The sequence below is a fragment of the Compostimonas suwonensis genome (genome assembly GCF_002797855.1).
Taxonomy (GTDB): domain Bacteria; phylum Actinomycetota; class Actinomycetes; order Actinomycetales; family Microbacteriaceae; genus Compostimonas; species Compostimonas suwonensis.
The window spans coordinates 236,766-256,103 of the sequence record NZ_PGFB01000002.1; the positions used below are offsets into that span (position 1 = coordinate 236,766).

17 protein-coding genes and 1 tRNA gene are annotated in these 19,338 nt (G+C 67.9%); 5 read left to right on the forward strand and 13 right to left on the reverse strand.

Annotation, left to right across the window (positions count from 1 at the left end; genetic code table 11):
• Positions 1-47 precede the first annotated feature (47 nt).
• From CLV54_RS04920 to CLV54_RS04950, 7 genes are all read right to left on the reverse strand, one after another.
• Positions 48-120: transfer RNA gene (locus tag CLV54_RS04920), tRNA-Asn, on the reverse strand.
• An 84-nt stretch (positions 121-204) separates the two neighbouring features.
• The gene (locus CLV54_RS04925) at positions 205-1,209 is read right to left on the reverse strand and encodes a D-isomer specific 2-hydroxyacid dehydrogenase family protein (protein WP_100343844.1); all 1,005 of its coding nucleotides are present in this window, start codon (positions 1,207-1,209) and stop codon (positions 205-207) included.
• A complete protein-coding gene (locus tag CLV54_RS04930; RefSeq protein ID WP_245861358.1) occupies positions 1,206-2,030 on the reverse strand; it encodes an ATP-binding cassette domain-containing protein in 825 nt (274 codons plus the stop codon). Before CLV54_RS04930 ends, CLV54_RS04925 begins: the two co-directional genes overlap by 4 nt.
• Positions 2,031-2,053: 23 nt before the next feature.
• Positions 2,054-3,772 carry an ABC transporter ATP-binding protein gene (locus CLV54_RS04935; protein ID WP_100344378.1) on the reverse strand — a complete coding sequence of 573 codons (1,719 nt, stop codon included), beginning with the start codon at positions 3,770-3,772 and terminating at the stop codon, positions 2,054-2,056.
• Positions 3,762-4,781: an ABC transporter permease gene (locus CLV54_RS04940; RefSeq protein WP_100344379.1), complete on the reverse strand. Its 1,020-nt coding sequence runs from the start codon at positions 4,779-4,781 to the stop codon at positions 3,762-3,764. The genes CLV54_RS04935 and CLV54_RS04940 overlap by 11 nt, the downstream gene beginning before the upstream one ends.
• A 49-nt stretch (positions 4,782-4,830) precedes the next feature.
• Positions 4,831-5,928 carry an ABC transporter permease gene (locus tag CLV54_RS04945; RefSeq protein ID WP_100343845.1) on the reverse strand — a complete coding sequence of 366 codons (1,098 nt, stop codon included), beginning with the start codon at positions 5,926-5,928 and terminating at the stop codon, positions 4,831-4,833.
• A 116-nt stretch (positions 5,929-6,044) separates the two neighbouring features.
• The gene (locus CLV54_RS04950) at positions 6,045-7,685 is read right to left on the reverse strand and encodes an ABC transporter substrate-binding protein (protein WP_100343846.1); all 1,641 of its coding nucleotides are present in this window, start codon (positions 7,683-7,685) and stop codon (positions 6,045-6,047) included.
• A gap of 601 nt (positions 7,686-8,286) precedes the next feature.
• Between CLV54_RS04950 and CLV54_RS04955 the strand changes: the two genes are divergently transcribed.
• From CLV54_RS04955 to CLV54_RS17375, 3 genes are all read left to right on the forward strand, one after another.
• The gene (locus CLV54_RS04955) at positions 8,287-10,635 is read left to right on the forward strand and encodes a M6 family metalloprotease domain-containing protein (protein ID WP_211294454.1); all 2,349 of its coding nucleotides are present in this window, start codon (positions 8,287-8,289) and stop codon (positions 10,633-10,635) included.
• 77 nt (positions 10,636-10,712) lie between these two features.
• Positions 10,713-11,189, forward strand: a complete 477-nt coding sequence (locus tag CLV54_RS17370) for a hypothetical protein (RefSeq protein ID WP_157802810.1) — start codon at positions 10,713-10,715, stop codon at positions 11,187-11,189.
• Entirely contained in the window at positions 11,189-11,752 is a 564-nt protein-coding gene (locus CLV54_RS17375; RefSeq protein WP_157802811.1) for a TlpA family protein disulfide reductase, read from the forward strand. Before CLV54_RS17370 ends, CLV54_RS17375 begins: the two co-directional genes overlap by 1 nt.
• A 6-nt stretch (positions 11,753-11,758) precedes the next feature.
• On the opposite strand, the gene dnaG is transcribed toward CLV54_RS17375, so the two are convergent.
• Genes dnaG through dusB form a run of 3 tightly spaced genes read right to left on the reverse strand, consistent with a single transcriptional unit; the run spans position 11,759 to position 16,073 of the window.
• The gene (gene dnaG / locus CLV54_RS04965) at positions 11,759-13,615 is read right to left on the reverse strand and encodes a DNA primase (protein ID WP_100343848.1); all 1,857 of its coding nucleotides are present in this window, start codon (positions 13,613-13,615) and stop codon (positions 11,759-11,761) included.
• Positions 13,616-13,651: 36 nt separating this feature from the next.
• Entirely contained in the window at positions 13,652-14,908 is a 1,257-nt protein-coding gene (locus tag CLV54_RS04970) for a deoxyguanosinetriphosphate triphosphohydrolase (protein ID WP_100343849.1), read from the reverse strand.
• Positions 14,901-16,073: a tRNA dihydrouridine synthase DusB gene (dusB, locus tag CLV54_RS04975; RefSeq protein WP_100343850.1), complete on the reverse strand. Its 1,173-nt coding sequence runs from the start codon at positions 16,071-16,073 to the stop codon at positions 14,901-14,903. Before dusB ends, CLV54_RS04970 begins: the two co-directional genes overlap by 8 nt.
• A gap of 33 nt (positions 16,074-16,106) precedes the next feature.
• On the opposite strand from dusB, the gene CLV54_RS04980 reads away from it, so the two are divergent.
• Together CLV54_RS04980 and CLV54_RS04985 are read left to right on the forward strand one after the other, a co-directional pair.
• Positions 16,107-16,601, forward strand: coding sequence for an aminoacyl-tRNA deacylase (locus CLV54_RS04980; protein ID WP_100343851.1), 495 nt, complete (start codon positions 16,107-16,109; stop codon positions 16,599-16,601).
• A 178-nt stretch (positions 16,602-16,779) separates the two neighbouring features.
• Positions 16,780-17,790 carry a hypothetical protein gene (locus CLV54_RS04985; RefSeq protein WP_100343852.1) on the forward strand — a complete coding sequence of 337 codons (1,011 nt, stop codon included), beginning with the start codon at positions 16,780-16,782 and terminating at the stop codon, positions 17,788-17,790.
• A 53-nt stretch (positions 17,791-17,843) separates the two neighbouring features.
• Here CLV54_RS04985 and CLV54_RS04990 read toward each other — a convergent pair whose 3' ends face one another.
• The 3 genes from CLV54_RS04990 to CLV54_RS05000 are packed head-to-tail and all read right to left on the reverse strand — an operon-like array spanning position 17,844 to position 19,321.
• Positions 17,844-18,464 carry a dihydrofolate reductase family protein gene (locus CLV54_RS04990; protein WP_100343853.1) on the reverse strand — a complete coding sequence of 207 codons (621 nt, stop codon included), beginning with the start codon at positions 18,462-18,464 and terminating at the stop codon, positions 17,844-17,846.
• Positions 18,464-18,979 (reverse strand): SRPBCC family protein, encoded by a 516-nt coding sequence (locus CLV54_RS04995; RefSeq protein WP_100343854.1) that lies wholly within the window; start codon positions 18,977-18,979, stop codon positions 18,464-18,466. Before CLV54_RS04995 ends, CLV54_RS04990 begins: the two co-directional genes overlap by 1 nt.
• A gap of 3 nt (positions 18,980-18,982) precedes the next feature.
• The gene (locus CLV54_RS05000) at positions 18,983-19,321 is read right to left on the reverse strand and encodes an ArsR/SmtB family transcription factor (protein ID WP_100343855.1); all 339 of its coding nucleotides are present in this window, start codon (positions 19,319-19,321) and stop codon (positions 18,983-18,985) included.
• Positions 19,322-19,338 lie beyond the last annotated feature (17 nt).

Here is a 19,338-nt window from a genome sequence, read left to right on the forward strand (position 1 = left end):
GACCGGGCAAGCAAAAAGCCCCTGGTCGTGGAGGACCAGGGGCTCAGCTCCCCGACTTGGACTCGAACCAAGAACCTGCCGGTTAACAGCCGGCTGCTCTGCCAATTGAGCTATCGAGGATTGCTTGAACAGCGTAGCTACTTTATCAAAGGTTGGCCCTGCTCCAAATCGAGTGGGCACTCCCGCGGAAACTCAGGCGTGTCGTCAGTAGCCTGCGACCGGATCGACCACTCCCACGAAGCGTCCGTGGTCGAGGAAGGCCTCGACATTCGCCCGGATCCGCTCAGCGAGCAGCGGAGCGGTCATCGCGGGCGTGTCCGCGGCGTGCGGTGTGATGATGCAGTTCGGGGCAGACCAGAGTGGATGCCCCTCCGGCAATGGCTCGGGATCCGTCACGTCGACAGCGGCTCCGGCGATCTCACCCGTGGCCAGTGCGCTCACCAGGGCGTTCGTGTCGACGAGCCCTCCGCGCGCGACGTTGACGACATATGCCGTGCGCTTCATGAGCGCGAACTGCTCGGCGCCGAGAAGGCTCGCGGTCGCGTCCGTGAGAGCAGCCGCGACGATCACCACGTCGGCATCGGGCAGCACGGCGTCGAGTCGATCGCTCGTGGCGGTGCGCGCGGCATCCGGCACCGGGATCGCGCTGCGGCGCACGATCGTGACCTCGGCGTCGAAGACGGCGAGCGTGCGGATGAGCTCGAGCGCGATCCCGCCGGCCCCGACGATGACGACGTGGAGGCCGAAGAGGGACTGCCCGTCGTCACCCGACTCCCACGCCCGCGCCCGCAGGCGCCTCGGCAGAAGCCGCAGGAGGGCCAGAGTGAGCGCCAGAGCGTGCTCGGCGACCGGTTGCGCGTACGCGCCTTTCGCGCTCGTCCAGAGCAGCCCTGGCCGTGCCTGGGAGGCGATGGCCTCGGCGAAGGCGTCGACGCCGGCCCAGGGAAGCTGCACCCACTCGATCCGGGGGTTGTCGCGCAGCACCTCGATCAGCAGCTCTGAGTGGGTGTTCGCCAGCCAGACGATGCCCCGTGTGCGCTCCGACAGCGGCTCGACCACTCCCCCCGCGGCCTCGACGGCCTCGCGGAAGACGGCCCGCGGCTCGGGCAGCAACGCGATGGGGCCCGGCATGGGGCGAGCAGCGGCAGCCAGCTCGACCGCGGGGGCGGCCAGCACGGCCCGATGGCGCGCGGTATGCCCTGCGGTCATCGCTCCTGGCCCCGCGATCCCCCGCCACGGCTGTTCGAGGCGAAGCTCTCGGCGAGGCCGGCGACATACGGATGCCGCGGGTCGGCGAGCACCTCGTCGATGGGCCCGTAGCCCACCACACCGCCCCGGTACAGCACCGCCACGTGGGTCGTCGCACGACGCAGCACCGTGACGTCGTGGCTGATCACCACGGCGCTGAACCCGCGCTCCTCGCGCAGCTCGTTCAGCACGTCGATGACGGAATCCCGCACGGTGACGTCGATGCCCGCCGTGGGCTCGTCTGCGATGAAGACCCGTGGATCGAGCACGAGCGCACGGGCGATGGCGACCCTCTGGCGCTGACCGCCGCTCAGCTCGTACGGAAAGCTGTCCATGATGCCGAGCGGCAGCCGCACCGCGTCGAGCAGGGTCGCCACGCGGGTGCCGAGGGCCTGCCGGTTGTAGCGGCGATCGCGCAGGAGCACGGGCTCGGAGATCGCCTCGGAGACCGTGAGGGTGGGAGGGAGCGCCTCCCCCGCATCCTGCGTCAGATGACCGACGTGAAAGGTGTACTTGGAGTGCTGGGACTGCTTCATGTGCCGCAGCGAGAACTCGAGCACGCTCGAGTCCCCGCCGGTGATGACCGGCCGGCCTTCACGTCGGCCGAACGTCGCATCGCCGGCGAGAACTCGAGCGAGAGTCGACTTGCCGGAGCCTGCCTCGCCCAGCACCCCCAGCACCTCGCCATCGGCGACAGTCGCACTGAGACCGCACAGTGCGAGATGCGCGGGGCTGGCCCCGTGCGATGGATACTCGACCGTGAGATCGCTGATGCGAATCACCTATGAAGACCCCCGAAAGTGCGTTAACCCGTTGCTTGAAGCTTACGCAATGCTTCCCGGCGCTTGGCCTGTTCCGCGGGATCCGGCACGGGCAGTGACGCGAGCAGTCGCTGTGTGTAGGGGTCTTTCGGAGCTCCCAGCACCTCGGCACCCGTGCCCTCCTCGACGAGCTTGCCCTTGTACAGCACCGCGATGCGGTCGGCGAGCAGGTCGACGACCGCGAGGTCGTGGCTGATGAAGAGCGACGCGAAGCCGAACTCCTTCTGCAGTTCAGCGAAGAGCTCCAGCACGCGAGCCTGCACCGACACGTCGAGGGCCGAGGTCGGCTCGTCGGCGATGAGCAGGGTCGGCTCGAGGGCGAGCGCACGGGCGAGCGAGGCGCGCTGGCGCTGGCCGCCGCTGAGCTCGTGCGGGTAGCGGTCGCCGTACGCCTTCGGCAGCTGCACGGCTTCGAGCAGCTCGTCGACGCGCTTGCGGGCCGCGTGCGGGTTCGCGGCGCGCTTGTGCACGACGAGGGGCTCCGCGACGCAGTCGGCGATCGTCAGCAGCGGGTTGAAGCTCGACGCAGGGTCTTGGAAGACGAATCCGATGTCGCTGCGCACCTTCTTGAAGTTGCGCTCCTTGATGCCGTTCATCTCCATGCCGAGCACCGAGAGCGAGCCGCCCGTCACGGTCGTCAGACCGGCGATGGCGCGACCGGTCGTGGTCTTGCCCGAGCCGCTCTCGCCGACGAGGCCGAGCACCTCTCCCGCGCGGATCTCGAAGTCGATGCCGTCGACGGCGACGAAACCGCTGCGGCCGAAGCGGCCCGGGTACTCGATGCGCAGGCCCTTGGCCTCGACGACGACGGGGCTGGCCGTGGTCTCTGCGGCGCGCGCCTCGGCACGTTCGCGCGTCTTCGCCGCGCCCTGACCGATGTACGGAACGGATGCGAGCAGCCGCTTCGTGTAGTCGGCCTGCGGCGAGCTGAAGAGCGTCTGCGCCGGGGCCTCCTCCACGAGCTTGCCCTGATACATGACCGCGACCCGGTCGGCGAGGTCGGCCACGACACCCATGTTGTGGGTGATGAGCACGATCGCCGTGCCGAACTCGTCACGAACACGCCGCAGGAGGTCGAGGATCTCGGCCTGCACGGTCACGTCGAGCGCGGTCGTGGGCTCGTCGGCGACGATGAGCCCCGGGTCGAGCACGAGCGCCATCGCGATGATGATGCGCTGCTTCTGGCCGCCCGAGAACTGGTGCGGATAGTAGTTGACGCGAGTCTCGGGCTCGGGGATCCCGACCTTGCCCATGATCTCGATGGCCTTGGCTCGCGCCTCCTTCCTCGAATAGGAGCCATGGGCCCGCAGGCCCTCCGCGATCTGCCAGCCCACCGTGTAGACGGGGTTGAGAGAGGTCGACGGCTCTTGGAAGACCATGGAGACGTCAGTGCCCCGGATGCCGCGGAGCTTCTTCTTCGACAGTGTGATCACGTTCGTCGACGACGCGCGGTCTTTGCTCGTGAGGATGACGGCGCCGCGGGCGGTCGCCGTCTCGGGGAGCAGGCCGAGGATCGTCTTCGCGGTGACGGACTTGCCGCTGCCGCTCTCACCGACGATCGCGAGGATCTCCCCGCGGCCGACCGTGAGGCTCACACCGTCGACGGCCTTGACGGCGCCCGCATCGGTCGAGAAGGAGACGACGAGATCCGTGATCTCGACGACGTTCGCTGGCGATTCCACTGTGGGAGTCCTATCTGTCATCGAACCGGTCACCACCCTCGAGCCCGGCGAGTCCGCCCGGGCCGGCTTCGTTCACTCCACCGGGAATCGGCACGACCGAGGTCTCCTCGACGTCGCCGGAAGCCGCGGCCACCGTGCGACGACCGCGCAGACGTGGGTCGGAGAGATCGTTGAGGCTCTCGCCCACGAGGGTGATGCCGAGAACCGAGAGCACGATCGCGAGGCCCGGGTAGAGCGCCGTCCACCAGATCCCGCTCGTGACGTCGGAGAGGGCCTTGTTGAGGTCGTAGCCCCATTCCGCCGCGGAGGTCGGCTCGATGCCGAAGCCGAGGAAGCCGAGGCCCGCGAGCGTGAGGATCGCCTCGGACGAGTTGAGGGTGAAGATGAGAGGCAGCGTGCGCGTCGAGTTGCGCAGCACGTGCCGGAACATGATCCGGCCGTTGCTCGCGCCGAGCACACGGGCCGACTCCACGTAGGCCTCGCCCTTGATCCTCACCGTCTCCGCGCGGATGACCCGGAAATACTGAGGGATGAACACGACGGTGATCGAGATCGCCGCCGCGAAGATGCCCGCCCACTGGTTGGACTGGCCTCCCGAGATGACGATCGAGACGACGATCGCGAGCAGCAGCGAGGGGAAGGCGTACACGGCGTCTGCGATCACGACGAGCACACGATCGAGCCAGCCGCCGAAGTAGCCGGAGACGAGACCGAGGATGACACCGGCGAAGATCGAGAGGATCACGGCCACGACGATGACCTCGAGAGCCGTCTGGGCTCCCCAGATCACACGCGACAGCACGTCGTAACCGCCGACCGTCGTGCCCCACGGGTGCGCAGGGCTCGGCGGCTGCTGGGCGCCGAAGGGGCCGTCCGGCCCGCGCAGCTGGCCGTAGCCGTATGGCGCGATCCACTGGGCGAAGATCGCGGTGATCACGAAGACCGCTGTGATCACGAGGCCGGTGACGAGCATTCCGCGCTGGAGGCCGACACTCTGACGGAGCTGGTGGATGACGGGGATGCGGGACATCAGGCTGGGCTTGGTCCGCACGGGTGCGTCAGCGATGGACTGCGACAACTCAGTACCTCACTCTCGGGTCGATGAGGGCGGCGATGATGTCGACGACGAAGTTGGTCAGCGCGACGATCACGGCCAGCAGGGCGACGATGCCCTGCACGGCGACGAAGTCGCGCGCCGAGAGGTATTCGGCCAGCTGGAAGCCCAGGCCCTTCCACTCGAACGTCGTCTCCGTCAGCACGGCTCCGCCGAGGAGGAGCGCTATCTGGAGGCCGATGACGGTGATGATGGGGATGAGCGCCGGGCGGTAGGCGTGCTTGCGCACGAGCCGGTACTCGCTCACGCCACGTGAGCGGGCGGCATCCACGTAGTCGGTCGACAGCGTGCCGATGACGTTGGTGCGCACGAGCCGCAGGAACACGCCGGCGGTCAGGAGGCCCAGTGTCACGGCGGGGAGCACGGCGTGCAGCAGCACGTCACCGATGACCTGCGGATCGCCCGTCTGTATCGAGTCGATGAGGAAGATGCCGGTTCTGTTCGGCAGGAGCTGCATCTGCAACTCGGCGCTCGTCGACGCCCGCCCGGCGACGGGGAACCATTTGAGCCACACCGAGAAGATGAGCTTCAGCAGGAGGCCCGCGAAGAACACGGGCGTCGCATAGCAGAGGATCGCGAAGATGCGCAGGGACGCGTCCTGGCCCTTGTCGCGGAAGTACGCGGCGACCATACCGAGCGGGATTCCGACGATGAAGGCGACGATGAGCGCATAGAACGCGAGCTCGAGTGTCGCGGCGCCGTACGTCAGGAGGATCTCCGTGACTGGACGGTTGTCGCTGATGGTCGTGCCGAAGTTGCCCGTGAAAATGTTGCCCAGGTACTCGAAGTACTGGATGATGATCGGCCGGTCGTAGCCGGCCTCATGGATGCGCTCGGCGAGCTGATCGGCTGAGAGCCGGCCTCCGAGTGCCGCCGTGATGGGGTCACCGGTCGAACGCATGAGAACGAAGACCAGTGTGACGAGGATGAAGACGGTCGGGATGATGAGCAGGGCGCGTACGAGGATGTAACGGCCGAGACCACCACCCGAGGCTCGTCGCTTGGGTTTTTTGACACCGCCAGGCCCAGCCGGGGCCTCGGTGCCGATGACAGCTGTTGTCATGTTACCTATCGATTCTCACGCAGGGGGGTGCGCTCGCGGGTAGAAGGGCGGCCCGCACCGGAGTGCGGACCGCCCCACGGACGATGAGCTAGAGCAGTCTAGCCCGAGGCCGTTGCCTAGCCCTTGGCCAGTGCCGAGTAACGGAACTTGAACGAGGGGTCGAGCGTGTCCTCGGCGCCGGTGACGTCTGCACCGGTGATCGCGATCTGCGAGCCCTGGAGATAGGGGACGGTCGAGAGGTCGGCCGCCACCTTGTCCTGGATCTCCTCGATGATCGCGGTACGAGCGGCCGGGTCGGTCGTCGTCGCCTGCTGGAGGATGAGGTCGTTGACCTCGGGGTTGTCGTAGTGGTTCGACAGGAAGTTCTCCTTGAGGAAGAACGGCGTCAGGTAGTTGTCGGCGTCCGAGTAGTCGGGGAACCAGCCGAGCTGGTACTCCGGGTAGACGTCGGCAGTGCGGTCCTTCGAGTACTGCACCCACTCGGTGGTCTGCAGGTTGACCGTGAACAGGCCGGTCGACTCGAGCTGGTCCTTGATGAGGGCGTACTCGTCACCCGACGACGGGCCGTAGTGGTCGTTGCTGTACTGGAGGTTCAGCTCGACCGGGGTCGTGACGCCGGCGGCCTGGAGGGTCGCGGCGGCCTTGTCGGCATCCGGTCCGCCCTGGCCATCGCCGTAGAGACCCTTGAGCGACTCGGTCGCACCGGTCAGGCCGGCCGGGATGTAGGAGTACAGGGGCGTGTAGGTGCCCTTGTAGACCTGCTCGGCGAGCTCGTCGCGGTTGATGAGGTCTGCAACGGCCTGACGGACGGCAACGGCCTTGGCCGGGTCGGCCTCGGGAGTCGTCGCGCCGAAGGGCTGGGTGTCGAAGTTGAAGACGATGTAGCGGATCTCTCCACCGGGGCCGTCGACGACCTTGACCTTGTCGTTGCCGCGGAGGTCCTCGATGTCGGTCGCAGACAGGCTGCGGTACGCGACGTCGATGGCGCCTTCCTGGATGTCGAGCTTGAGGTTCGGCGACTCGGCGTAGAACTTCTCGTTCACGACATCCGTCTTGGCCGGTCCGAGGAGACCCTTGTAGTCGGGGAACGCCTTGAAGCCGATGAGGCTGTTGAAGTCGTAGCTCGTGATCTCGTACTGACCGGCGAACGCCTTGCCGGCGACGATGTCGTCGTCGGAGGTGATGGAGTCGGCCGAGAAGACGTCCTCGTCGACGATCGGGCCGGCCGGGCTCGAGAGCACCTGCGCAAAGGTCTGGTCGTCGGGGCTCTTCAGGTTGAAGACGACGGTCAGGTCGTCGGGGGCGTCAACGCTGTCGAGGTTGAAGAGGAGCGACGACGGGCCGTTCGCGTCTGCGATCGTCAGCTGGCGATCGAAGGTGAACTTCACGTCCGAGGAGGTGAGCTCGTTGCCGTTCGCAAAGGTCAGGCCGTCCTTGAGCTTGACCGTGAACTCGGTCGGGCTCGTGAACTCGGCCGACTCCGCGATGTCGGGCTCGACGTCGGGGCTGCCGAAGGGGGTGTTCATGATGAAGGGGTAGACCTGGTTCATCACACCGAAGGAGCCGTTGTCGTACGCGCCCGCGGGGTCGAGCGACGTGACCTTGTCCGTGGTGCCGACGGTGATCGATCCACCGCTGGCGCTGTCGCTGCTGCTGTCGCCGGAGCCTGCCGCGCAACCGGCGAGCGAGAGTGCGAAGACCGTCGCACCGCCCAGCGCGACGACCAAGCGTCGACTTGTCTTGGATACGGGAGTCATATCCGTCCACCTCTGATTTCTTGTCGTGGTTTACAGGAACTGCATTGGCTGAGTGCACAGCCAACCGATATGTGACGTATTAGTCCTAACACAGGAATGAAACATTGCCCCAGTCAGAACACTGCTGCCGCCAACGAATTAACAATACGGAAACGTATCCGACGGTGAGCGGCAGAGCATAGCAGTACGGGAAACTGATCCCAGAATGTAATGCGCGCTCGCCGACGTCGTTCACCTCCACACTCCTTCGTGCCGGTTTTCCTTGTCGCCGCGAAGGTCGTGTGGTTTTTTTCGGGATTTTTAACACACACGAAACGCGATTGGTGCCATGCTACATGTCACACCGTGTTGTGAGCCAGTCATGAGTTATTGGCTGGACGTTCAGATTGGCGAGGGAAGTGTTCTGAATCTCGGTTCGGAGCATGCCGAATGAGCACACGGTCCCTGGAGGGGCCCCCACCCCCTCCGATGTGAATAAGTAGAAGGAGAAACCTTGACAACGAAGCCAGGCCAACGGCGCGCGCGCCAATGGCGAGCAGGCGTCGCTATAGCAGCGGCGGCCGGCATCTTCGCAGTGGCAGCCGCCTCGAGCAGTGTCGCCATGGCGGCGCCCGCTGACCCCGCTGACGCTATCGACCCCAGTGTGCTCAACCCCGTCGACCCCCAGAACTGGGAAAACATGGACGACATGACCTGGGATGACTACACCGCGGTTCCCAACACCGACTGGGCCAACGAGACCGAGGGCTCGGAGCGTCCGTTCCACGGCGCGATCGTGCTCGTCGACTTCCCCAACCAGCCGTTCCTGGTCACTCAGGACGAGGGCTCGCACCCGTTCAAGAACCCGTCCGGACTCGCGCACAACATCCCGCGCGACGACGTTCCCGAGTTCTACCTCAACCTCCTGAACGAGCCGAACGAGCTCAACCACGGCCACACCATCAACGAGTACTGGATGGAGCAGACCGGTGGACGCCTGAGCGTTCAGATGCAGGCCTTCGGCCCCTACGAGATGCCCAGCAACATCGAGCAGTACGGACTGAACGACAGCTTCAACAAGCCGAACGCCGCGTTCTGTCCTCAGGGCGAGACCTGCAACAAGGACATCCGCACCGATGCCAAGGCCCTCTGGGCCGAGGACATCGGCGTGGCGAACCCGCTCGCCGAGTTCGACGAGGTGTTCTACATCACCGCCGGCCACGACGAGTCCTCGACGTGGGAGGAGTTCGGCCAGATGCTCTTCGAGAACCCTGAAGACGTGACGGCGGACTTCGGCCCGCCCGCGGGCACGCTCGACCAGAACGGCCAGCCGATGGCCAACTGGGCGAAGACCCGCTACATCCCGTGGACCTCGTGGGCCGCGGCGATCAACCACTGGCCGAACGCGAACTTCCCCTCGAACGGCAACGCGGGTAACTCGACCCAGGCCGAGTCCTCGGGCATGGGAACCTTCGCGCACGAGTTCAGCCACATCCTCGGCATCTCCGACAACTACGGAAACCCGTACGGCACGGAAGCAGCGGATGGCGGACCTCTCCGTGACACGAGCGGCCCGTTCGACATCCTGGCGCGTGGCTCGTTCAACGGCCCGGGCGGCACCCACAAGCGCTGGGGCGTGCCCTCGGTCGCCGGCGGCTCGCAGCCGGCCGGCGTGGCGCTGCGCAACCGCATCAACCTCGATCTGATCGACCCGTACATCCGCGACACCGCGACCGGTGAGGCGACGGGCAACCTGATCAGCCTGACCGAGGAGAACCTGAAGGCCCAGGGGTCGATCGTGACGAACCTGACCTCGCGCGCCGTGATGCTCCCGGGCAAGCCCACCGGCATCAACATCGCCTTCGAGCGCTCACGCGACGCGAACGGCAACGTGCTGGTCGACAGCCGCGGACGGCCGCTCAGCGGAGACAACTCCAACGGCAGCTGCACCCGCGCGGCCCAATGGGACTGCGACGGCGGCAACTTCGACAACTACACCCTCGAAGTCATCGACCGTATGGGCACGGACTCGTTCCAGCCCGACCACGGCGTGATGATCTCGAAGACGAAGAACGCCGACGGCAACCCGTTCATCTGGACGATCGACGCCAACCCGCAGGACATCAACACGGTCGACTACGTCCGCCCGGACGGCACGCCGATCATGATCACCCGCGGTGACCAGCGCCAGCTCAACGACGCCCTCTTCCACGCCGGCAACAACTCCGGCTCGGAGTACGAGTACGTCGACGAGGCGAACGGCATGCAGTTCTACGTCGTCAACATGAAGCGCGACGACGACGGCCTGCTGAGCTACGACGTGGCCGTTCGCTCGCTCACCAGCCCCGGCCCCCAGGTCCGTGGTGTGAGCCTCGGCGAGGCGACCGCGACGGGAACGACGGATGACGACATCGCGCAGTGCACGGTTCCGCTCACCAACACGGGCGGCGCTGTCACCGAGCCGATGGCCAACAACGACATCTTCCGCATCACGACGAGCGTCAACGACCAGAACTGGACGGCCTCCACGCCGAGCAGCGTCGTCACCGCCGCCACGGGCGAGACCATCCAGGTCCCGGTCTACATCGAGCGCGGCGAGACGTCGGCACCCGAGGCCACCCTCACGGTGACCGCGACCTCCGAGAACGACCCGACCAAGACCCAGTCCGTCGACTGCGTCTTCTCGGCCGCTGTCGTTCCCACGGATGACCCGACCGACACCCCGACCGAGGAGCCGACGGACACCCCCACGGATGTTCCGACCGACACCCCGACCGAGGAGCCGACGGATGCTCCGACCACGGTTCCGGCCGACAACAACGCGGGAACCGGTACCGGCAACCTCGCGAGCACCGGTGTCGGCGCTGAGCTCCCGATCGCGCTGGTGGGCGGCCTCGCCCTCCTCGTGCTCGGCGGGATCTTCGCCGCTGTCACGATCCAGCGTCGCAAGCGACGTGCTGTAATCGAGTAACACCTTTTCACCAGAAGCGGCGTCCGGGGTTCACCAGAACCCCGGACGCTGCTTCGCTCCCCCGAAAGAAAAAACGCGTGCCCCGAACTCGATCGATGATCGCAACCCTGCTGGGGTTGACCGTGCTCAGCGGCCTCACCGCCTGCTCCCCCGCCGCCGATCCCGCCGACCCCGTGCAGCTCATGGTGCGCGACGGTGTGCTGCGCGAGCTCGGCGCCGAATGCTCGGGCTCCTCCGGCTACCTCTACATCCACGCGGGCGCGAAGCTCGTGCTGCGCGACGACAAGGGCGACGACGCCCTCGACGTCATCCTTCCCGTCGGCACTGCCGTGCAGGCCGACGAGACCGACTACGGCAACGCGAAGCGCGTGCCCACCGTCTGCGTGTTCACCGTCGACGGCTCCGGGCTGACCGAGGGCGCGAACTACGAGGTGTTCATCGACCAGAAGCAGGAAGAGGACTACCTGCACGATTCGAGCACGCAGATCGACTCGGTGCCCACGATCGCCGTGCCGCCCCTCGGCGTGGCACCCGACTACAGCGAGGAGAACTGATGAGAAACCCCATCGTCGCGAAGCTCACCGCGGTGGCTGCGCTCGCACTGCTGCTGACCTCCTGCACCTCGGCACCGCGTGGCGGCGCCGACCTGCTTCCCGGCCCCATCCCCACGGACGCCTCCTTCGCGCCCGCCCCGAGCGCTCCGCCCGCCCCGCAGTTCACGGGTGAGCTGCTCGACGGCTCGTCGGTCGACGCGGCCGATCTCTGGGACGGCCGGCCCCTCATCCTGCAGTTCATGACCGGCTGGTGCACCCAGTGCGTCGAGCAGGCGAAAGATCTCGACGCGGTCGCCGACGAGTACGGCGACGCCGTGTCGATCGTCTACGTGAGCGGTGACGACAAGATCGACAGCCTCACGAAGTTCCTCAACGACAACAACGTGGTCTTCCCCGTGGTCGACGACACCAAGCTGCAGGTCTGGCGCTCCTACGCCGTCGTCGAGCCGCCCATGACCGCGCTCATCGACGCCGAGGGCGGGCTCGTCCGCATGTGGCCGGGAGGCGCGTCGAAGGCGCAGCTCGACGACGACCTCACGAAGCTCGTCACCCTCGGAGGCTGACGGCCGCTACTCCTCGCGCAGCCTCCGCCGGTCGTTCTCCACGGCCATGAGCGCGCGCTGGAGCTGCCGGTAGCTCTCGGTGTCTGCCGGGTCGGCGCGCTGCAGACGGCCCAGCAGCTCCGCCTTCTGGCGGATGAGGTCGCGGTCGATGACCGACGACGTCACGTTGCGCGCGTACTTCGTGAGCTCGCGACCCGGCCGCTCGGGCAACGGTGCGATGCCGAGCTGGGTGACGAGGCTCGAGAAGCCCTCGGGAACCTCGCCCGCGACCCTCGTGAGCCAGGACGGGCTCTCGACGTCGTCGATGCTCACCGCGATGCCGTCGCGCACGACCGCGAGCGACGGGTTGACGAACGCGGCCTGCGAGGCGCGCTGGATGAGCTCGCGCCCGATGAGCCCCGGATGCTGCAGCATCGCCATCAGGGCGTCGCGCTCGAGCCGTGTCGACGGATCCGTCGGCAGCTCCATGATCGAGACGGGGCGCTCGGCGGGGGGCTCGGCATCGGCACCCGCGGCGCCGGATCGTGGGGCCGCGTTCCGCGAGCGGCCGGAGCTCGCGCTCACCGCACGGGTGACCTCGGCGACATCCGTGCCCAGCAGCCGTGCGAGCTCGCGCGCGTAGCCCGGCCGCAGCGCGGGGTCGCGGATGTCTGCCACCACCGGCGCCGCAGCCCGTAGCGCCGCCACACGCCCCTCGACCGTCTCGAGGTCGAAGCGCGAGAGCACTTGACGGATCATGAACTCGAACATGGGCTTCTTGGCGTCGATCATGCGCCGCACGGCGTCGTCGCCGCGGTGCAGCCGCAGATCGCAGGGGTCGAGACCCTCGGGGGCCACGGCGACGTAGGTCTGGGCGGCGAAACGCTGCTCCTCGCCGAAGGCGCGCATAGCGGCCTTCTCGCCCGCGGCATCCGGGTCGAAGGTGAAGATGACCTCGCCGAGCCCCGTGTCGTCGCCGAGCACCCGGCGCAGCACCTTGATGTGGTCGACGCCGAAGGAGGTTCCGCAGGTGGCGACGGCGGTCGTGATGCCCGCGAGATGGCACGCCATGACATCGGTGTAGCCCTCGACGACGACGACCTGCCGGCCCCGCGAGATGTCGCGCTTGGCGAGGTCGAGCCCGTAGAGCACCTGCGACTTGTGGTAGACCGCCGTCTCGGGGGTGTTCAGGTACTTGGGCCCCTTGTCGTCGTCGAGCAGGCGCCTGGCGCCGAAGCCGACGGTCTGACCGGTGATGTCGCGGATGGGCCACACGAGCCGGCCGCGGAAGCGGTCGTAGACCCCGCGATCGCCCTGCGAGACGAGCCCCGCCGCGGCGAGCTCGGCGTCGTCGTAGCCCTTGGCGCGCAGGTGCTTGGTGAGCGAGTCCCAGCCCTGCGGGGCGAAGCCGACACCGAAACGGGCGGCCGCGTGCGCGTCGAAGCCGCGCTCGCCCAGGAAGGCGCGGCCCACCTCGGCCCCGGGCGTCATGAGCTGCGCGGTGAAGAACTCCGCCGCGTCGTCGTTGGCGGCCAGCAGTCGTGCGCGGGCGCCGTGGTCGCTCGCCGTGCCCCCGCCGTCTTCGTAGTGCAGCTCGAAGCCGACGCGGCCGGCGAGGCGCTCGACCGACTCGGCGAAGGTGACGTGATCCATCTTCTGCAGGAAGGAGAAGACGTCGCCGCTCTCGCCGCAGCCGAAGCAGTGGTAGAAACCCACCTGGGGGCGCACGTGGAAGCTCGGGCTGCGCTCGTCGTGGAACGGGCACAGGCCTTTGAGCGACCCGACTCCGGCGGACTTGAGGCTCACGTACTCGCCGACGATGTCGCCGATGTTGATCCGGGCCTTGACCTCGTCGATGTCGCTTTGACGAATTCGACCGGGCATGGCCTCAATTCTAGTGAGCGTTGCCGACAGCAGGGCTCAGTCGTGCACGAGCCGTTCCGCGCGAGCGAGCGCCGACTGGTCGGTGAGGCTCGCCACCTGGTCGACCACGACCCTGCGGCGGGCGTCGTCGTCGGATGCCGCGCGCCAATCCTCGGCGAAACCGGCGTCCAGCTCGCTCTCCCCGCTCTGCCACAGCGCATCGGCGAGCGAGCTGAGTACCTCGCGCTGGCGCACGTAGATCGGCTGCCGGGTGTTGTGCGTCATGACGAAGGCGGCGACGATGCCCTTGAGCACGGCGATCTCGGCCTGGATGTGCCGCGGCACCACGACGTCGGCACCGAAGCGTGCGAGCCGCGGCGCGGGGAAGGCGGCTCGAGTCGCCTGGGTGGCCGCCCCGGCGAAGCGCCCGATGAGCTGGCTCGTGAGGTTCTTGAGGCGGCCCTGGGCCTGCCTGCTGCCGTCCCAGTCGGTGAGCCAGACGTCGAGGCTGTCGAGACGGTCGAAGGCCTCGACGAGCTCGTCGTGCCCGATCTCGTCGCCGATCCACTCGTTCATGGATCGCACGAGGCCGTCGTGGTCGACGCGGCTGCCGAGGGCGCCCACATCGATGTAGCCGTTGAAGACCGCGTCCTCGAAGTCGTGCACCGAGTAGGCGATGTCGTCGGAGAGATCCATGACCTGGGCCTCGACGCACTTCGTGCCGAGGGGCGCGCCCTCGCGCAGCCACTCGAAGGCGGCCGTGTCGTCGTCGTAGAAGCCGAACTTCGCGCGGCCGCTCGGATCGACGACGGCCTGCGCAGCCGGCCACGGGTACTTCGTGCTCGCGTCGAGGCTAGCCCGCGTGAGGTTGAGGCCGTAGGAGCGCCCGTCGGGGCCGAACACCTTCGGCTCGAGCCTGGTGAGCAGACGGAGCGTCTGCGCGTTGCCCTCGAAGCCGCCGATGCCGCTCGCCCAGTCGTTGAGCGCCTTCTCGCCGTTGTGGCCGAAGGGCGGGTGCCCGATGTCGTGGGCGAGGCAGGCCGTGTCGACGATGTCGGGGTCGAGCCCGAGGCTGGAGGCGAGCTCGCGGCCCACCTGCGCGACCTCGAGCGAGTGGGTCAGCCGGTTGCGGGCGAAGTCCAGGCCCGCGGTGGGGCTGAGCACCTGGGTCTTCGCGGCGAGACGGCGCAGGGCGCTCGAGTGCAGCAGGCGTGCGCGGTCGCGTGCGAAGTCGCTGCGCCGGCTCGAGTGCTGCTCGGGGAACCAGCGTTCGGCGTCGACGACCCCGTACCCTCCCGAGACGGGCTCAGCCACCGCTGTGGCTCAGCTCGGCGTCGGCCAGGTCTCCGCGCTCGCGCACGTCGAGCTCGCGGCTCAGCAGCCAGCCGTCTGGCAGCGCGGGGTTCTTGGGCGTGCCGGCGCGGCCACGCGGGCCCTCCGCGCCCTCACCGGGGTACTCCTGATCCCCGTCGAGCTCGGCGAGGAGGTCGTCGAGCTGGGCCAGCGACTCGACCGTCGCGAGCTTCGCGCGCAGCTCGCCGCCCACGGGGTAGCCCTTGAAGTACCAGGCGACGTGCTTGCGGATGTCGCGGCATCCGCGGTCTTCGCTGTCGAAGAACTCGACGAGCAGCTCGGCGTGCCGGCGGAAGGTCGCGGCGACCTGCCCGAGCGTCGGATGCGCGCTCGCGGTGCCGGCGCCCGCGGGGTCTCGGAACGCCGCCGCGAGGTCGCCGAACAGCCACGGGCGGCCCAGGCAGCCGCGGCCGACGACGACTCCGTCGCACCCCGTCTCGTCGACCATGCGCAGAGCATCGGCGGCCGACCAGATGTCGCCGTTGCCGAGCACGGGAACGGAGGTGATCGTCTGCTTGAGGGTCGCGATGGCCGACCAGTCGGCGGTTCCCGAGTAGAACTCCGCGGCCGTGCGGGCGTGCAGCGCGATCGAGGCGACGCCTGCGCCCTCCGCCGCCCTGCCGGCCTCGAGATAGGTGAGGTGGTCGCCGTCGATGCCCTTGCGCATCTTGATCGTGAGCGGGATGTCGCCCGCGGCCTTCACGGCGCCCTCGACGATCTGGCGGAAGAGCCCGAGCTTCCACGGCAGCGCCGCTCCCCCGCCCTTGCGGGTGACCTTGGGCACGGGGCATCCGAAGTTCAGGTCGATGTGATCGGCGCGGTCTTCGGCGACGAGCATGGTGACGGCCTCGGCGACGGTCGTGGGGTCGACCCCGTAGAGCTGGATGGAGCGGGGCGTCTCGCTCTCGTGGTGGGTGATGAGCCGCATCGACTCGGGGGTGCGCTCGACGAGCGCCCGCGAGGTGATCATCTCGCTCACGTAGAGGCCCGCGCCGAACTCCCGGCACAGCCGGCGGAACGCCGTGTTGGTGATCCCGGCCATGGGCGCGAGCACGACCGGGACGTCGAGCCGGAGCGGCCCGATCGAGAGCGGGGCCACCTGCCCTATCGTTGAGATCGTAGTCATATACGTCAATTCTCCCAGAAAGCCACGACAGTCATGACGGATGCGCCCTCAGAGAGTCCTCCCTCCGGTCTCGACCGGGTCGCAGCGGATGCCGCGGCACGCGGTCTGGCCATCGAGATCGTCGAGCGCCCGGCCGCACGCAGTCTCGCCGAGGCCGCGGAGATCCTGGGGCTCGAGCCCTCCGACATCGTCAAGACCCTCGTGGTGAGACGGCATGACGGCGACTTCCTGTTCGCGCTCGTTCCCGGCGGGCGCAAGATCTCCTGGCCGAAGCTGCGGGCCCTCGTGGGCGTCAACAAGCTCGCGATGCCCGATCCGGGCGTCGCCTTCGACGCGACCGGCTACGTGCGCGGCACGATCACGCCGCTGGGCAGCACCACGGCGTGGCCGGTCTTCGCCGACTCCACGATCGTGGGGCGCCGCGTGGCGCTGGGCGCCGGTGAGGCCGGTTACTCGGCTTTCATCGACGGCGACGAGCTCATCGCGGCCTATGGCGCGGTCGTGGCCGACATCACCGATCCGGAATAACCAGGGCGACCAGGCATTCGATGGCCCGACCAAAGTGAACGGCAGGCGTCGTCGAGCTTTACCAACCGTTAATGTCATTGCAGGATAATAAGCCATTGCTTTCGCGCCTGAGGCGTATACGCCTCATTCATCGCCAGGCACCGACCCGAACGAACACGCCGAACACGTGGGAGAAGCCATGGAGTACGAGGAATTCGCACAGCGTTACCCGCGCGAGGCCTCCGAGGTGCCCCGTTACGACGACGAACGCGAGACCCTCCTGCAGTCGCCGCGTATCTTCGCCGGGGCGTTCGGCACCGTCCTCCACGATCACCTCTCGGGCCGCAAACCCGAAGACGACGCCAAGGAGTTCGGCAGCTTCCTGAGCTCCTATCTCCAGTGGGCCCGCGAGAACCTCGGCGCCATCATCCGCGCACTCGAGGCCCGCGGCAACCGTTTCGATCGGCACGAGCCGCTCGTCGAGCTCGGCTTCCACCACATCGCCCAGCCCGCCATCCGGCTCTGGCCGCACCTCATCTACGGATCCGAGCCGATCACCCGCCTCGACATCCGCGACATGCAGAACCGGATCGCCCTCGGCGCGACCGGCATGGCGGGCGTACGACACCAGCGCGCGGCCCACTCGCAGTACTTCGCCGACTACAACCAGCCGCTCCGCTCCGCGCAGAGCGGGCTGCTCACCGAGATGGATGCGGCGGTCGTCCTGCTCGAGCTGAGCCGTGCGCATCCTCAGCTCACGGTGCTCCCGGCTCCCCCGCAGTTCGAGCACTCGGTCACCGGCCGCAACGTCGACTTCCTCGTGCTCGATCGCACGGCGCGGCGGATCGTCGGCGTGCAGGTCAAGACCTCGGTCTCGAACGCGAGCTACAAGCGGTACTCCGATGAGGGCATCGTGCTCATCGACGGCATCGTCGACCTGGGCAACTCCCGCTCGGTGCGCGCCAACCCGCTGCGCTCCGACATCGAGATCGAGGCCTGGCCCGGCATGATCTCCGCACACCACGTCGCGGCCCTGCGCACGAGCACGCCCGCGGTCGCGGGCTACAACGAGCAGCTGCTCGTCAACCTGCGCAAGACGGCCAAGAAGGTCGTCGTCGGAACGCGCTCGTACAACCAGCGCGCCATCGCCCACGTCTCCAAGCGCGTGATCGACAAGCTGCACCCCGTGCGCACGCCGAGCGGCGTCTGAATTCATCGGAGCCGCCCGCAGGGCAGCTCCTCGAGCACGCGGGGTCGGGGCCGCTAGCGCTCGCGGACCGCGTAGCTCAGGTGCGTCGCCCGCCGCGTCGGCTCCGAGCGCAGCTGCTCCAGGGCCACGCGGCCTGCGTCGACGCCCTCGAACAGGCGGATGCCGGAGCCGAACAGCACGGGTGAGAGCGCGATCGAGAACTCATCGATCAGACCTGCGTTCACGTACTCCAGGATCGTCTCCCCGCCGCCAGCGATGCGGACGTCCCGGTCGCCTGCGGCCTCACGGGCCCGCTCGAGCGCGGCGCCGATGCCGTCGTTGACGAAGTGGAAGGTCGTGCCGCCCGGTCGCTCCCAGGGATCGCGCTGCTCGTGCGTCACGACGAAGACCGCCGTGCGGAACGGCGCCTCCTCCGGCCACGCGCGCTCGCCGGCGTCGAACATGCGTTTGCCCATCACGCTCGCGCCGGTGCGCTCGAAGGTCGCGCGTGCGATGTCGTCGTCGCGCCCCTCCTCACCGCCCGCGCCGAGCTTCAGGCTCTGCCGCAGAAACCGCGTCGGGAAGATCCAGCGCTGCAGCTCCATCCACTGCTGCCCCATCAGCTCCTCGGGGGACTCGGGCGCGATGAACCCGTCGAGGGACATCGACACGCTGAAGAACACCGTCCCGGCCATCAGCCCTCCGCTCCCGTCCGAACGTTCCGGACGATCTCGGCGACGTAGGCGGCCAGGTTGCCCAGGGTCTGGCGGCCGCCCTCGATCGCGCCGTGCTTCTCGATCGCCTCGTCGCGCAGCTCCGCGGTGGGGAACACCGTGAGCATCTCGATCCGGGTCGCCTGCCCATCGGGTTCGAAGGTGAGGATCGACTCGAATGCGTTCGGGTCGTCGCGGTACTCGCCGTGGAGCATCGCGATCCGCTCCGGCGGCACGATCTCGGTCCAGGTGATCCACTCCTGATAGTCGGTGCCGTCCGGCCCGCGCATCACGAAGCTCCACTCCCCGCCGACGCGGAACTCGAAGGCCCGCGTCGTGGTAGTGAACCCCTCCGGCCCCCACCACCGCGACAGGTGCCGCACCTCGGTGAAGGCCTCGAACACCAGCTCCCGCGGCGCATCGATGACCCGGGGGATCACGATCTCGCGGTCGGCCGTCGCGGGTCGCGCCGGCACTCCTCGTTCCGTCTCGCCCATCGGCTACTCCTGCCTTTCCCGTTTCAGATCCTGCACGTACGCGTCCAGCCGGTCGAAGCTCTCGTTCCAGAACTGCTCGAACCCGCCGGTCCACTCGTGGACACGTCGCAGACCGCGGGCATCCAGGCCGTACACCCGTTGCTTGCCGGCCTTGCGATCCCGCACCAGCCCGACCTCACGGAGCACCCGCAGATGTTTGGACGCCCCGGGCTGAGGTATCCCCAGCTCCAGGGCCAGCTCGGCCACCGGCCGCTCTCCCGCCCGCAGCAGCACCAGGATCTCCCGGCGGCGCGGTTCGGCGATCGCATTGAAGACGTCGGAGGTCGTCGCTGCTCGTGCCATGGAGCAATCATATACCC